The sequence below is a fragment of the Azonexus sp. IMCC34839 genome, from assembly GCF_047047955.1.
Lineage (GTDB): Bacteria > Pseudomonadota > Gammaproteobacteria > Burkholderiales > Rhodocyclaceae > Azonexus.
The window spans coordinates 763,209-778,075 of sequence record NZ_CP150631.1 but is presented as its reverse complement, the minus strand read 5'-3'; the positions used below and the strand labels follow the sequence as shown (position 1 = coordinate 778,075).

Annotated in this window: 9 protein-coding genes; 3 read left to right on the top strand and 6 right to left on the bottom strand. The window is 59.4% G+C overall.

Annotated features, from left to right (window positions below):
• Nucleotides 1–37: 37 nt before the first annotated feature.
• Complete coding sequence (locus WIF35_RS03925) at nt 38–1,090, top strand: PQQ-binding-like beta-propeller repeat protein (RefSeq protein WP_412480265.1); 1,053 nt, start codon at nt 38–40, stop codon at nt 1,088–1,090.
• Between the two features lie 368 nt (nt 1,091–1,458).
• Here the strand turns inward: WIF35_RS03925 and WIF35_RS03920 are convergent, their stop codons facing one another.
• The 6 genes from WIF35_RS03920 to mfd are packed head-to-tail and all read right to left on the bottom strand — an operon-like array spanning nt 1,459 to nt 11,447.
• On the bottom strand, nt 1,459–4,551 hold the full coding sequence (locus WIF35_RS03920; RefSeq protein WP_412480264.1) for an efflux RND transporter permease subunit: 3,093 nt from the start codon (nt 4,549–4,551) through the stop codon (nt 1,459–1,461).
• 13 nt (nt 4,552–4,564) lie between these two features.
• Nucleotides 4,565–5,743 (bottom strand): efflux RND transporter periplasmic adaptor subunit, encoded by a 1,179-nt coding sequence (locus WIF35_RS03915; RefSeq protein ID WP_412480263.1) that lies wholly within the window; start codon nt 5,741–5,743, stop codon nt 4,565–4,567.
• 34 nt (nt 5,744–5,777) lie between these two features.
• Nucleotides 5,778–6,617 (bottom strand): phosphoserine phosphatase SerB, encoded by an 840-nt coding sequence (gene serB, locus WIF35_RS03910; RefSeq protein ID WP_412480262.1) that lies wholly within the window; start codon nt 6,615–6,617, stop codon nt 5,778–5,780.
• 6 nt (nt 6,618–6,623) lie between these two features.
• A complete protein-coding gene (locus tag WIF35_RS03905; RefSeq protein ID WP_412480261.1) occupies nt 6,624–6,923 on the bottom strand; it encodes a helix-hairpin-helix domain-containing protein in 300 nt (99 codons plus the stop codon).
• A gap of 13 nt (nt 6,924–6,936) precedes the next feature.
• On the bottom strand, nt 6,937–8,010 hold the full coding sequence (locus tag WIF35_RS03900; RefSeq protein WP_412480260.1) for a 3-deoxy-7-phosphoheptulonate synthase: 1,074 nt from the start codon (nt 8,008–8,010) through the stop codon (nt 6,937–6,939).
• Nucleotides 8,007–11,447 carry a transcription-repair coupling factor gene (mfd, locus tag WIF35_RS03895; RefSeq protein WP_412480259.1) on the bottom strand — a complete coding sequence of 1,147 codons (3,441 nt, stop codon included), beginning with the start codon at nt 11,445–11,447 and terminating at the stop codon, nt 8,007–8,009. The genes WIF35_RS03900 and mfd overlap by 4 nt, the downstream gene beginning before the upstream one ends.
• Nucleotides 11,448–11,899: 452 nt before the next feature.
• Between mfd and WIF35_RS03890 the strand changes: the two genes are divergently transcribed.
• The gene (locus tag WIF35_RS03890) at nt 11,900–13,102 is read left to right on the top strand and encodes an SIR2 family NAD-dependent protein deacylase (RefSeq protein ID WP_412480258.1); all 1,203 of its coding nucleotides are present in this window, start codon (nt 11,900–11,902) and stop codon (nt 13,100–13,102) included.
• A 188-nt stretch (nt 13,103–13,290) separates the two neighbouring features.
• Nucleotides 13,291–14,865: an ATP-binding protein gene (locus WIF35_RS03885; protein WP_412480257.1), complete on the top strand. Its 1,575-nt coding sequence runs from the start codon at nt 13,291–13,293 to the stop codon at nt 14,863–14,865.
• The last annotated feature ends 2 nt before the right edge of the window (nt 14,866–14,867 follow it).

Below are 14,867 nucleotides of genomic sequence, written 5' to 3'. Positions count from 1 at the left end.
TTATTTTCAATGTTAGATTTCTCTGAGGACTATGTTCATGCCAAAAACAAAATGGTCAGTCAGACTAAAGGGAGCAAGAGGGGTTTCGCAGCGTCCGCCGGTTGTAGTTGGCGATCATGTTTTATTAACCTTCAATCACGGCATAGGCGATTATCGCAGTACCCTTTTATGTGTGGAGATTGAAACTGGGCGAGAGTTGTGGAGATTTGAGGGTGATCACTCTCTCAACCAACCTTTGATTGTTGAATCCAATTCGATTTTCGTTTCAAGTTTTAGCGGAGCTCTATATAAACTTGATATAGAAGGGAATCTGGTATGGAAATCACACCCTTCAAGATGTAATTCATGGAAGGCTATTAATTGCCATGACGTCGTCGCGTACCCAGAGATTGCAGGGCGAGCAAAGATAACTTGGGGGCTGTCCAAAGAAGACGGCTCTACACGATGGATGCACGTACATGGCGGTCATGCATACTCTCTTGCGTCCAACTCCGATCTCATAGTGGGGAGTAGCGTAGAGCATGGAATGGAGACAAATAGTTCCACGATCTATTGTGTTGAAGGCGCAACCGGAACTTTAAGATGGGAAACAGCTTTCCCGCAGTACGTATTTCGCCCAACGATTTTGGAGGAATACGTCTTTGTTGGAAGTCGAGGTTGCATCTTATGCATCAATTTACTCACAGGCATCATCGTAGCGCAGTACGAAATTGAGGAGACCGTGGCCGTCACTCAGGTTCCTTTAGCAACCCCATGGGGTGTTGTGTTTTGTGCGGAAAGTGGAACCATCCTTTCATTAAATCTTGTCAAGGTTGAATCTGGAGTATCGGCCGATCCAAACTATTTCTTTGAACTCAATTGGATGACATACGCTGATGGAGGTATCGAAACTGAACCTGTGTTTTTTGATGACCACATTTTCTTAATTAGCGAGTCAGGAAAAATACTTATCTTGTCTGCAATCGACGGCAAAGTTATGACCACAGTCTCGATACCAAGATTTGAAAGAGGCTTTGGTCTCGCAGTTAAGGGGGAAAATTTAATAGTTTCTGCTTCGCGTGAGGCTCTCTGCATTGGCTCAGAGATTTAATCCGGCGCTCAACCCCGCTCCTTTCAGTCGCTGGATGCTGCGCGATAAAGCCGCGCAGCGTCGGTTCGTTTTACGTTAGCCATCAAGTCCGAGCCATGATTTCACTTTATCTGGAGGTGGCCGCACTTGTTACCTATCCAGCAATCGTCGCTGCAATAGCGTCTGCGCTCTTATGGAACAATCTGAACAGCGTTTCCTGAGTCCCTGGTTTTTGCCCTTTTCGGGTAGTGCACCGCAGCAGTCACCCTAAGGATACGGCGATTGAATCGTCATCCCCGCGAAAGCGGGGATCCAACTCGTTGACTTATCTGGATTCCCGCTTTCGCGGGAATGACGCTTTCGAATAAATCACCGCGCCGCAGAAAACGCTATTTCGCCTCGGCCGTTTCGCCGTCGAGGTGTTCTTCCTTGGTGAAGCGGTCGAGATAGACGTACACCACCGGTGTCAGATAGAGCGTCAGTAGCTGTGACAGCATCAGGCCGCCGACGACCGCGAGGCCGAGCGGTTGGCGGGTTTCGGCGCCGGCACCGATGCCCAGGGCGATGGGGAGGGTGCCGACGAGGGCGGCCATGGTGGTCATCATGATCGGCCGGAAGCGGATCAGGCAGGCCTGGAAGATGGCTTCGCCGGCCGCCATCGCATCCTTGCGCTGCCGCTCCAGCGCGAAGTCGATCATCATGATGGCGTTCTTCTTGACGATGCCGATCAGCATGATGACGCCGACGAAGGCGTAAAGGCTCAGATCGACCTTGAAGATGAGCAGCGTGATCAGCGCGCCGAGACCGGCCGAGGGCAGGCCGGAGAGGATGGTCAGCGGGTGAATGAAGCTCTCGTACAGCACGCCGAGCACCAGATAGACGACCAGCACGGCGACCAGCAGCAGCACGCCGAGGCCCTGCAGCGAGGCCTGGAAGGCCTGTGCTGTGCCTTGCAGGCTGGTGTTGAGCGACACCGGTACGCGCACTTCCTGCTCCAGCGCCTTGATCTGGTCGACCGCCTGGCCGAGCGAAACGCCGGGCAGCAGGTTGAAGGAGATGGTGACCGAGGGCAGCTGGCCCTGGTGATTGACCGTCAGCGCCTGCGTCTTGCGACTGAAGCGGGCCACGGTGTCGAGCGGCACCAGCTTGCCGCCGCTGCCGCGTACGTAGAGGCGGGAGAGGGCGGACGGATCGGCCTGGAATTCCGGCGTCACCTCAAGGATCACCTGGTACTGCGCCGTCGCGCCGTAGATGGTGGACACTTGGCGGGCGCTGAAGGCGCTCTGCAGGGCATCCTCGACCTGGCCGTAGGTCAGGCCGAGCGAAGCCAGCTTGTCGCGGTCGATGTCGAGCGAAACGACCGGGCTCAGGTTGTTCAGGTTGTTGGTGACATCGACGAAGCCGGGCAGCTGGCGAATTTTCTGGGTCAGCGTGCCGGTCCATTCGTAGAGTTCGTTGAGGTCGGTGTCCTGCAGCGTGTATTGATACTGCGCGGCGGTGATCTGGCCGCCGATGCGGATCACCGGCGGGTTCTGCATATAGACCTTGATACCCGGCACGGCCGCCAGCTTCGGGCGCAGGCGCTGGATGATCTGGTCCGGCGTCGATTTGCGCTCGTCGTGCGGCTTCAGCACCATGAAGATGGTGCCGGTATTGGCCGCCGGGCGGATGCCGCCGGCGCCAACGGCCGACATGAAGGAGCGGATGTCCGGGTCCTGCGCGACGATTTCGGCGACGGCGCGCTGGTGCTCGCGCATCGAGGCGAAGGAAACGTCCTGGGCGCCTTCGGTGAAGGCGATGATCTGGCCGGAATCGCCGCTCGGGATGAAATCCTTGGGCACGACGGTGAACAGGTAGCCGGTAACGAACAAGGTGGCGAAAAAGCTGGCCAGCACGGTGCGCGGATGATTGACCGCAATGCGCAGGGTCTTCTCGTAGGCGGCGAGCAGGCCGTCGAAGAAGCGTTCGAAGGCCTGGAAGACGCGGCCATGCGATTCGGCCTCGACATGCTTGACGTAGCGGCTGCAGAGCATCGGCGTCAGCGTCAGCGAAACGATGCCGGAAACGACGATGGCGGCGCAGATGGTGATGGCGAATTCGTGCAGCAGGCGGCCGACGATACCCTGCATGAAGAGCACCGGAATGAACACGGCAATCAGCGAAATGGTCATCGAGATGATCGTGAAGCCGATTTCCTTGGCCCCCTTGATCGCCGCCTGGAAGGGCGGCTCGCCGGCTTCGACGTGGCGCACGATGTTTTCCAGCATGACGATGGCGTCGTCGACGACGAAGCCGACCGAGAGCGTCAGTGCGAGCAGCGACAGGTTGTCCAGGCTGTAGCCCATGACCGACATCAGCGCGAAGGTACCGACCACCGAAATGGGCAGCGCCAGGCTGGGGATGACCGTCGCCGACAGATTGCGCAGGAAGAGCAGGATGACCAGGATGACCAGCACGGCCGACAGCACCAGCGTGAATTGCACGTCGGCGATGGCCTCGCGGATCGAATTGCTGCGGTCGAACAGCACGGTCATGTCGATGGCTGCCGGCAGCTTGGCCTTGAAGCCGGGAATCACGCGCTTGATGGCATCGACCGTCTCGATGGTGTTGGCACCGGGCTGGCGCTGAATGGCCAGCACGATGGCGCGTTTGTCCACGTTCCAGCTGGCGATGCGCAGGTTTTCCACGCTGTCGATCGGCGTCGCCACGTCTTCGAGGCGCACCGGCGCGCCGTTCTTCCAGCTGACGATCAGCGGGCGATAGGCGGCGGCGTTGGTCAGCTGACCGTTGTCCTTGATGGCAAAGGTCTGCGTACTGCCGTCGAGCTGGCCGATGGGCTGGTTGACGTTGTTCTGGGCGAGCGCCGCCTGCAATTCGTCGATGCCCATGCCACGCGCCGCGAGCTGATCCGGGTTGGCCTGCACGCGCACCGCGTATTTCTGCGAGCCGTAGATCTGCACCTGGGCAACGCCGGGGATGGTCGACAGGCGCTGCGCCAGCTGGGTTTCGGCGTATTCGTTGACCAGCGACATCGGTAGCGAGGCCGACGACATGGCGATGTAGAAGATTGGCGAGTCGGCCGGGTTCACCTTGCGGAACGAAGGTGGCGTCGGCATGCTCGGCGGCAGCTTGCGCTGGGCGGCGGAGATGGCCGCCTGCACGTCCTGCGCGGCGGCGTCGATGTCGCGGTCGAGTGAGAATTGCAGCGTGATGTTGGTCGAGCCCTGGGCACTGGTCGAGGTCATCGAATCCAGGCCGGCAATGGTCGAGAACTGGCCTTCCAGTGGCGTGGCGACGGCGGCCGCCATGGTTTCCGGCGAGGCGCCGGGCAGGTTGGCGGTGACCGAGATGGTCGGGAAATCGACTGCCGGCAATTCGGAAACGGGCAGCGAGCGATAGCCGATGATGCCGAAGATGAGGAACGCCACCATCAGCAGCGTGGTCATCACCGGACGGCGGATACAGAGTTCCGGCAGCGTCATGGTCGGGGCCCGATCAGGGTTTGGCCGGGGCGGCAGGAGCAGCCGGTGCCTTGGCGGCCTCACCCTTGGCCTGCGGCGTCTTGACGACCACGCTGGCGCCTTGAGTCAGGCGCAGCTGGCCGTCGGTGACCACTGTTTCGTCAGCGGCAACGCCGCTGGCGATGGCGGCCATGCCGCGGTGCACGGTCTGTACGGCGATTTTTCGCAGCTCGGCGGTGTTGTCGGCTTTGACCACGTAAAGGAAATTGCCGTCGGCCCCTTGCTGTACGGCTTCGGCCGGGACCAGCACGCTGTTGCTCAGTTTTTCCAGGGTCATCGAAATGTTGAGGAACTGGCCGGCGGTCAGCTTCTCGCCCTTGTTGTCGAGCAGCGCCTTCATCTGAATGGTGCCGGTGGCGGCATCGACGGCGTTGTCGATGAAGCGGACTTTGCCTTCGAATTCCTGCTCCTTGTTGCCAGGGATGCGGACAGTGACTGGCATCGTGCCGTCGGCCATCGATTGGCGCAGGCGGCTCAGGTGCTTTTCCGGCACGGCGAAGGTGACGTAGAGCGGCTGGATGCGATTGACCACGGCCAGCACCGTGTCGTTGATCTTGACCGCCGAACCGGGGAAAACCAGGCGGGCACCGACGACGCCGGAGAAGGGCGCGCGGATGGTGGCGTAGGAAAGCTGCAGGCGGGCCAGTTCGACCGCCGCCTGGTCGGCCTTCACCGTGGCCGCTGCGGCGGCCTCGGCGGTGCGGAACTCGTTGATCTTCTCTTCGGAAACGAAGCCGCGCTCCTTCAGCGAGATATAGCGCTGCACATCGGCGTGGCTCTTGGCCAGCTGCGCCTCGTCGCGCTTCAGGTTGGCTTCGGCCTGGGCCAGCTTGGCGTTGAAGTCGTTCGGATCGAGGCGGATCAGCACGTCGCCCTGCTTGACGTGCTGGCCTTCGGTGAAGGCGACGCTCTGCACCTGGCCATCGACGCGGGATTTCAGGCTGACGCTCTCGTAGGCCTCGGCACGGCCGACCACTTCGAGCAGGACGGGAATGTCGCCGGTTACTGCCTTGGCGGCGATCACCGGCACCGGCGGCGGGGCCTTCTTGACCTGCGGCGAATCGCCACGCGAGCCGGACCAGTACCAGTAGCCGCCGATTACGAGGGCAATTGCCACGCAGCCGAAAATCAGTGTCTTCTTGCGTCCATTCATGTCGCAGCGCCCTTGCCGGTCGTTGGGTGAGAGGTCAGTCGAGGATGTTCAGCAGCGCCTCGAGGCCGCCGAAGTTGATGGCGATGTCGGCCTTGGCGCGGGTCGCCGGTTTGGCGTGGAAGGCCACCGACAGGCCGGCTTCGGCCATCATCATCAGGTCGTTGGCGCCGTCGCCGCAGGCGATCACCTGATCCTTGCGCAAGCCGAGTTCGTCGCGCAGGCGGGCCAGGTGGTGGGCCTTGGCCGCGGCATCGACGATGTCTCCGACCACCTTGCCGGTCAGCTTGCCGCCGGAGATTTCCAGTTCGTTCGAGGTAGCGAAGTCGAAGCCCAGCTCGATGCGCAGGCGCTCGGTGAAATAGGTGAAACCACCGGACAGGATGGCGGTGCGCAGGCCGGCGTTCTGGGCCGCTTCGAGCAGTTCGCGGGCGCCGTGCGAGAGCAGCAGGCGTTCACCATAGACGCGGGCCAGCACGCGGGCATCCAGCCCGGCCATCAGCGCCAGGCGGCGGCGCAGGCTTTCACGGTAGTCGATCTCGCCGCGCATGGCCGCTTCGGTCACTTCCGAAACCTCGGCCTTCTTGCCGGCGAAGTCGGCCAGCTCGTCGATACACTCGATGGTGATCAGCGTCGAATCCATGTCGAAGCAGATCAGGCCGTAGTCGGAGAGCTTCTTGCCGGTTTCGACGAAGGCCCAGTCGAGCTTCTCGGCTTCGATCAGCGGGATCAGCGCATCGAACTCCGCCGTGCGCGTCGCGCCGATGAAGCGGACGACCTGCGGCGGACGGGGTTCTGCGGTGGACGCGCCGGTGGCGGCCAAAATCTTTTCGAGCAGGAAAGTGGGCAGGGCGCCGCCCTGGATGACGAGGTTCATGTCGGTTCAGCTTCCGTCGGCCCGCTGGCGAATGGCCTTGCGCTCGCCGGTGTAGTGCCACCACGGTTGCGCCTCGCCGCCATGCATGAAGCGGGTGATCGAGATGAAGACGTCGATCACGCACGGGTCATGCCGCTGCCCGGTGATCGAACACAGTTGATCGTAGAGCGCGAAGGCATCGCGCCCCTGCAGTTGTTCCGGCTGGTGTATGCCCAGGCGGTGCAGGTCGGCGGCCACGGCCGGGCCGACATTCGGCAGGTCGGTCAGTTGCTTGACCCTGTTGCGCACCACCTTGGCCGGATTCATGCGTCCGGAGAAATCAGGCCAGACGGTCCGGCAACACGTCGCGCAGCAGCACGGCGGCGTCGCGCAGCGTCTGCTCGGTGGTGTCCCAGCCGATGCAGCCGTCGGTGACCGAGCAGCCGTACTTCAGCTGCGACAGATCGCTCGGGATCGGCTGGTTGCCGGCTTCGATGTTCGATTCGATCATCACGCCGAGGATGGACTTGTTGCCGGCGCGAATCTGGTTGACCACGTCGGTCATGACCAGCGGCTGCAGTTCCGGCTTCTTCGAGCTGTTGGCGTGCGAGCAATCGACCACGATGTTGGCCGGCAGCTTGGCCTTGGCGATGGCAGCTTCGGCCATGGCGATCGAAACGGTGTCGTAGTTCGGGCCAGATTCGCCGCCGCGCAGCACGATGTGGCCGTGCGGGTTGCCGGTGGTGCGCACGATGGCGACGCGGCCTTCGTTGTTCAGGCCGAGGAAGGAGTGCGGACGCGAAGCCGACAGGATGGCGTTGGTCGCCACGGTCAGGTCGCCGCTGGTGGCGTTCTTGAAGCCGACCGGCGTGGACAGCCCGGAAGACATCTCGCGATGGGTCTGCGACTCGGTGGTACGGGCGCCGATGGCGGTCCAGGTGATCAGGTCGCCGTAGTATTGCGGGCCGTAGGGATCGAGCGCCTCGGTGCCGGCCGGCAGACCGAGCTCATTGACCTGCAGCAGGAAGTCGCGGGCCTTTTCCATGCCGACATTGACCTGGAAAGAATCGTCCATGAACGGATCGTTGATGTAGCCCTTCCAGCCGACGGTGGTGCGCGGCTTCTCGAAATAGACGCGCATGATGATCTGCAGCACGTCGCCCACTTCGTCGGCCAGCGCCTTCAGGCGGCGGGCGTAGTCGAGGCCGGCCACCGGGTCGTGGATGGAGCAGGGGCCGACCACGACGAAGAGGCGCGGGTCCTTGCGATCCAGAATGTCGCGCAGCACCTTGCGGCCGTGCGATACGGTCTTGGCAGCCTTGGCCGAAATCGGCAGCTTGGCGTGGATCTCGGCCGGCGTCGGCATGGTGTCGAAGGCGGAGACGTTGATGTTTTCGAGGTTGGGGGTCGTCATTTTGTCAGCTCGCGAATCATGTCTTTTACCGCTGCAACCTTGTCGCTCAGGTTCGGGCAGTGGCGCAAAAGGGAAATTTTATCCTGTCCGGCCAGCTTATAGCTCCGGTTTTTCTGGATCAAATTGATAATCTTGATCGGCTCGATGGGCGGGTTCTTGGTGAATTCCGGGCTGAACTGGAGCGTCACCTGATCGGCCGAGGCATCGAGCTTCTGGATCATGAGTGGTTTGACCAGCAAACGCAGGCGGTGCGTGGCCAGCAGCGACTGGCCCTGCAGCGGCAATTCGCCGAAGCGGTCGATCAGCTCTTCCTGCATGGCGTCGATCTCTTCCGCCGTTTCGCAGTTGGCCAGGCGCTTGTACAGCGTCAGGCGCTCGTGCACATCCGGGCAGTAGGCGTCGGGCAGCAGGGCGGGCGTGCGCAGGTTGATCTCGCTGCTGACGCCGAGCGGCTGCGTCAGGTCGATATTGGCCAGGTTCTTGCCCTGCTTGAGGTGCGCCACGGCGCGGTTCAGCATGTCGGCGAAGACGTTGAAGCCCACTTCCTGCATGTCGCCGGCCTGGTTTTCGCCGAGTACCTCGCCGGCGCCGCGAATCTCCAGGTCGTGCATGGCCAGGAAGAAGCCGGAACCGAGCTCTTCCGACATCTGGATCGCTTCCAGACGCTGCTTGGCCTGCTTGGTCATCGCCTTTTCATCCTGCACCAGCAGGTAGGCATAGGCCTGGTGGTGCGAACGGCCGACGCGGCCGCGCAGCTGGTGCAGCTGGGCGAGGCCGAACTTCTCCGAGCGGTTGATCAGGATGGTGTTGGCGTGCGGGTTGTCGATACCGGTTTCGATGATGGTCGTGCACAGCAGCAGGTTGGCGCGCTGGCTGGTGAAGTCGCGCATCACGCGCTCCAGCTCGCGCTCGTTCATCTGGCCGTGGCCGATGACGATGCGCGCTTCCGGCACCAGGCCGGCCAGCTTCTCGCGCATGTTCTCGATGGTGTCGACCTCGTTGTGCAGGAAATACACCTGGCCGCCGCGCTTCAGTTCGCGCAGCACGGCTTCGCGGATGATGCCGTCGGAGAATTTCGAGACGAAGGTCTTGATCGCCAGGCGCTTCTGCGGCGCGGTGGCGATCACCGAGAAGTCGCGCAGGCCTTCCATCGACATGGCCAGCGTGCGCGGGATCGGCGTCGCGGTCAGGGTCAGCACATCCACCTCGGCGCGCATGGCCTTCAGCGTTTCCTTCTGGCGCACGCCGAAACGGTGTTCCTCGTCGATGATGACGAGGCCCAGGCGGTCGAACTTCACGTCCTTGCCGATCAGCTTGTGCGTGCCGATGATGATGTCGATCTTGCCTTCGGACAGCTCCTTCAAGGCCTGCGCCGATTCCTTGGCGGTCTTGAAGCGGGAGATTTCCGCAACCTTCACCGGCCAATCGGCAAAGCGGTCGACGAAGGTCTGGTAATGCTGCTCGCACAGCAGCGTGGTCGGGCACAGTACGGCCACCTGTTTGCCGCCGGCCACGGCACAGAAGGCAGCGCGCAGCGCCACCTCGGTCTTGCCGAAGCCGACATCGCCGCAGACCAGGCGGTCCATCGGCTTGCCTGACTTCATGTCTTCGATCACGGCGGCGATGGCCTGCGCCTGATCGGCGGTTTCCTCGAAGCCGAAGCCATCGGCGAAGGCTTCGTAGTCGTTCTCGCCGAACTCGAAAGCATGGCCCTGGCGCGCCGCGCGGGCGGCGTAGAGCGCCAGCAGCTCGGCGGCGGTATCGCGCGCCTGCTCGGCCGCCTTGCGCTTGGCCTTTTCCCACTGGCCGGAGCCGAGCGTGTGCAGCGGTGCGGCATCCGGCTCGGCGCCGGAGTAGCGTGAAATCACGTGCAGCTGCGCCACCGGCACGAAGAGCTTGGCCTCGTTGGCGTAGTGCAGTTCGAGGAATTCCTGCTCGCCGGTGCCGAGGTCCATGCGCACCAGTCCCTGATAGCGGCCGATGCCGTGACTTTCATGCACCACCGGGTCGCCGACCTTGAGCTCGGTCAGGTCCTTCAGCCAGTTATCGAAGCTCGCCTTACGCGCGGCTTCGCGCCGGGTGCGGCGCGGTGCGCCGGCGTACAGCTCGGTTTCGGTAATGAAGGCAATACCGGGCAGCGCAAAGCCGGTGTGCAGCGGGGCCACGCCCAGGGCGAGCGGCGCGCCGCCGGCGATAAAGCCGGCGAAATCGGCGCTGGCTTCAATCTTGACGCCATGCTCGCCCAGCATGGCGGCCAGGGTTTCGCGCCGGCCGGCCGATTCGGCCAGCAGCAGCACGCGGCCCTTGAAGCCCGCCAGGTGGTTTTTCAGCTTGTGCAGCGGGTCTTCGGCCCGGCGGTCGACGGCAATGTCGGGCAGGGCGGTCGTCGCGGCATCCGCCTTGTTTTCCAGCACCAGGCGGCCGTAGCCCTTGGCGGCGGTGAAGAAGGCTTCGTCGGAAAGGAAGAGTTCTTCCGGCGGCAGCAGCGGGCGCGCCTTGTCGCCTTGCAGCAAGGTGTAGCGCGAGCGCGTTTCCTTCCAGAAGGCGGCAATCGCCCCCGGTGCATCGCCATGGGTGACGAAAACGGCATCCTTCGGCAGGTAGTCGAAAACGGTGGCCGTTTCTTCAAAAAAGAGCGGAATGTAGTACTCGATGCCGGCGCTGGCGATGCCCTGCGACACATCCTTATAGACGCCCGACTTGGCCGGGTCGCCTTCGAAAGCCTCGCGGAACTTCTGGCGGAAGCGCGTGCGGCCCTTGTCGTCCATCGGGAATTCGCGCGCTGGCAGCAGGCGCACTTCCGGCACCGGGTAGATGGTGCGCTGGGTATCGACGTCGAAGGTCTTGATGCTCTCGATCTCGTCGTCGAACAGATCGAGCCGGTAAGGCACGGCCGAACCCATCGGGAAAAGATCGATCAGGCCGCCGCGAATCGAGTATTCGCCGGGCGACACCACCTGCGTGACGTTGGCGTAGCCGGCCAGCGTGACCTGGCTGCGGAATTTCTCGGCGTCGATGGTCTCGCCCTTCTTGAAGGCGAAGGTATAGGCCGCCATGAACTCCGGCGGCGCCAGACGATAAACGGCGGTCGAGGCCGGCACCAGCAGAATGTCCAGCTCGCCCTGCATGGCCGCCCACAGCGTGGCCAAGCGCTCGGAAACCAGGTCCTGGTGCGGCGAAAAGGTGTCGTAGGGCAGCGTTTCCCAATCCGGCAGCAGGCGCACGCGCAGGTTCGGCGCAAACCAGGGAATCTCGTCGAGCAGGCGCTGCGCATCGGCCGCATTGGCCGTCACGACGGCCAGCAGCTTGCCGCTATTGCGACCGGCGATTTCCGCCAGCGCCAGTGCGTCGGAAGAACCGGCAAACGACGGCAGGTCGATACGAGCGCCCGCCTTGGGCAGGGCGGGCAGGGAAAGCAGGGGGGATGAAGCGGACACGGGGCAGCACAGGCAACGGCAGAGGGACGTGGATTATAGCCCGGTGGGTTGGGTGGTCGGGTTTTGGTGTCGTTGCGGGGGGGTTAGGGGGCTGCTGCGGTGCACGAGCTAAAAAGGCAAAAAATTGATGCAGCGGCTTGGCAGGTAATCTGCCATTGCTGACGTTCGTCTAGCCTTGCGCTGACCCACTACCTCGATTTTTACTATTGCCGTCGCTGCGCATCGCTTTTATGTTCCCCGGTACGGATTACTACAAGCAGGTACCGCTTGCCGCTGCGGCTTAACCTCCGGGACAGGCATATAAGACGTCAAAAAACTGTCGTCCTGCGCAGAGCAACCGCTGAGAAAATATTCAAATGTGGATATGCCATATGCGAATATGCAGGATAGACTGGTAGCAGATTTTGGCGAACCCATCTTAATTGCGCCAGACGGCAAACAGGGGTTAAAGAATGACAACACATGATCCGAGGAAGGCAGTAGAGCTTTTGCGCAATCACTTGGCCACACACGACCAGCAACTCGCTTTTTTGTTCGGGGCAGGTGTTTCGTGTGCAGTAAAAAACACGGCAACGGGTAGCCCGCTAATTCCTGCCGTCGCAGCACTTACCGAAACATGTGGTAACCATGTGAAAGGGATATCTACTGAGTTCAGCAATGCATGGCTTGCTATTCAGCAAGAGTGCACTGACCTTGGGCTTGACAACAATATCGAAGTCATTCTGTCTCGTATCCGTGGAAAACTTGCTGCACTTGGACCGTCTGACAACACGCTTGGACTAAAGGTCTCCGAACTAGCTAAGTTTGAGCAAGAAATTTGCGAGTCAATCGCGAAGCAGGTTTCCCCTTCGCCGAGTTTAATACCGGAGAATTCTCCTCATGACCAATTTGCCCATTGGCTTAAAGCTATCCGTCGAAAATCGGCCATAGAAATATTCACAACGAACTACGATGTTCTTATTGAACGTTCGCTAGAAGAGGCACAAGTACCGCTTTTCGATGGATTCTCAGGGAGTTATTTGCCTTTTTTCAATACGGAATGTTTTGATGACGAAGGACAGATGCCTCCTCCTGAATGGGTCAGGTTATGGAAGCTACACGGTTCGGTAAATTGGACCATTGCTGCAAACGCTGGCAAACGCAGAGTAGTAAGGGACCAAAACGCCACCAAAGGCGAGATGATCCTTCCGTCTCATCTCAAGTATGAGGAATCCAAAAAGCTCCCATATCAAGCGCTCATGGATCGGCTTCACTCAACCATGAAAAAACGCGGGGCGCTTATGGTAACCAGCGGTTTCAGCTTCGGTGATCAGCACATAAATTCGATCCTGTTTGATGCTTTAGAGGCTCACTCTCTCACCCACATCATATCCCTTCAATTCGGTGATATTGCCGAGAGTTCTGAGTTATCCAAACTTGCAGAGCGTTACAGAAATTTCTTGGTCTTCGGCAGGAATGCAGCAGTAATCCAAGGGGTATGGGGTGAATGGAAGCTTGCTACTCCTATCGATGCTAATAGTGCCCCGTTCATGGACAAGGCGTTTGCTCCTGTTAATCCAGGCACAGCCTGTGGGGGGCAACTAAAACTCGGTGATTTTGCTGCTTTCTGTGCCTTCTTGGAGACTATGGGGTTCTCGGGAGGAAGTCTGAAATGAGTCGAGGGGACGTGACGTTTATTGGAGAGGTTGTATCCGTTACAGGCTCAGTTGTAAGCGTCAAACTCACGGAGGGACCTAACTCGTCTCTCGTCCTTGTAGATGGAGAGTCCTATCGCCTTGGGCAGGTTGGTGCATTCCTCAGAATTCCTCTTGGGTACAATCACCTATATGGAGTTTGTACCCAGGTGGGCGCTAGCGCCGCGCCACAGCAAATTCAAGAAATAGGGGGCGTAAATACTCGATGGCTATCGCTAACGCTGTTTGGCGAAGCGCTAGGAGCAAGGTTTGAGCGAGGAGTTAGCCAATATCCAACCGTCGGTGATGAAGTTCACCTCGTTACAACCCGCGACTTAGAAATTATTTACGGTTCTCTTGGGCAAGCGACACCCATTAATGTTGGGATTGTATCTGGATCATCAGGCATTCCCGGGCAGCTTGACCTGGATAAGCTAATCAGTCGCCATTGTGCAATTGTCGGTGCGACCGGATCAGGAAAATCAAACACTACAACGGTACTACTTGAAAGTATTGCGGATCAAGGATTTCCTTCCGCGCGTATTTTAATTATTGACCCACACGGCGAATATGTTTCCGCATTCGGCGACAAGAGCAAGGTCTTCCGAGTTTCACTAGACAAGAATGACCCTAATGCCCTCCTTGTTCCGTTTTGGGCACTCCCATGTGACGAGTTATTTGAAATTGCTTTCGGAGGTATTTCTCAAAGTGCCGAAGCACAAATACGAGACGAGCTTGCTAAACGCAAGGAGCTAGCAGCAACCCATCTGCAGAATCCCCCGCCAGCACCCGCGTTGTCAGCTGACTCACCTATTCCGTTCAACATCAAAAAATTGTGGTTCGATCTCGATGATTATGAGCGGCACACGCTTCAAGATAGAAATTTAGGAACTAAGGCAGCGCTAATTGAAGCAGGTAATTTTGAGCAGTTGAAATCTAACGCGTATCCTGCACCTGCACCAGGTAACGCAGCCCCCTACGTTGGGCCTAGACGCGGAATTTCTCGACAACTTGACCTAATGAGAAGTCGACTCAGAGATTCCCGCTTTGCATTTCTTTTCAACCCAGGCGATCAATACACTCCAGACGTTGACGGAAAAATACAGTGTGATTTAGGAGACCTCGTAGCATCTTGGGTTGGGCACGATAAGCCAATCACGGTGCTAGATGTATCAGGAAGCCCATCTGAAGTCATGGGCACAGTCATTGGCACTGTTTTAAAAATCGTTTACGACACGCTATTCTGGGCTGGAAACCTGCCTGTAAGTGGTCGTAAGCAGCCGCTGTTAGTGGTGCTTGACGAGGCGCATCTATTTCTCTCCGAAGGGCAAGCTGGAAGTGCTGCCAACATTGTTCAACGGATTGCAAAAGAAGGGCGTAAGTATGGTGTTGGCCTGCTCGTTGTGACTCAACGACCAACAGAAATTGATTCAACGGTATTAAGCCAATGCGGCTCAATGATCGCCTTAAGAATGACCAGTTCTGCTGATCGCGGGAAGGTGTCTGGAGCGATGTCGGATGATCTGGGAAATCTCTCAGAAATCATCCCCTCGCTGAGGACAGGGGAGGCATTAGTTATCGGAGAAGCTATGCCCATCCCTTCACGAATACTGTTCCGTAAAGCAGTTAGGAAAATATCAGGGAATGACCCTGAAATCGGAAAATCCTGGAGAGATAACGAGCGTCCTGATGCGGAACACTACAAAGAAGCGGTGCGACGTTGGAGAAATCAGTCAAATAATTAATA

Bases quoted from the DNA above. Each gene is read 5' to 3' on its own strand.
- WIF35_RS03925 (WP_412480265.1), top strand. From the start codon at position 38: ATGCCAAAAACAAAATGGTCAGTCAGACTAAAGGGAGCAAGAGGGGTT.
- WIF35_RS03920 (WP_412480264.1), bottom strand. From the start codon at position 4,551: ATGACGCTGCCGGAACTCTGTATCCGCCGTCCGGTGATGACCACGCTG.
- WIF35_RS03915 (WP_412480263.1), bottom strand. From the start codon at position 5,743: ATGAATGGACGCAAGAAGACACTGATTTTCGGCTGCGTGGCAATTGCC.
- serB (WP_412480262.1), bottom strand. From the start codon at position 6,617: ATGAACCTCGTCATCCAGGGCGGCGCCCTGCCCACTTTCCTGCTCGAA.
- WIF35_RS03905 (WP_412480261.1), bottom strand. From the start codon at position 6,923: ATGAATCCGGCCAAGGTGGTGCGCAACAGGGTCAAGCAACTGACCGAC.
- WIF35_RS03900 (WP_412480260.1), bottom strand. From the start codon at position 8,010: ATGACGACCCCCAACCTCGAAAACATCAACGTCTCCGCCTTCGACACC.
- WIF35_RS03890 (WP_412480258.1), top strand. From the start codon at position 11,900: ATGACAACACATGATCCGAGGAAGGCAGTAGAGCTTTTGCGCAATCAC.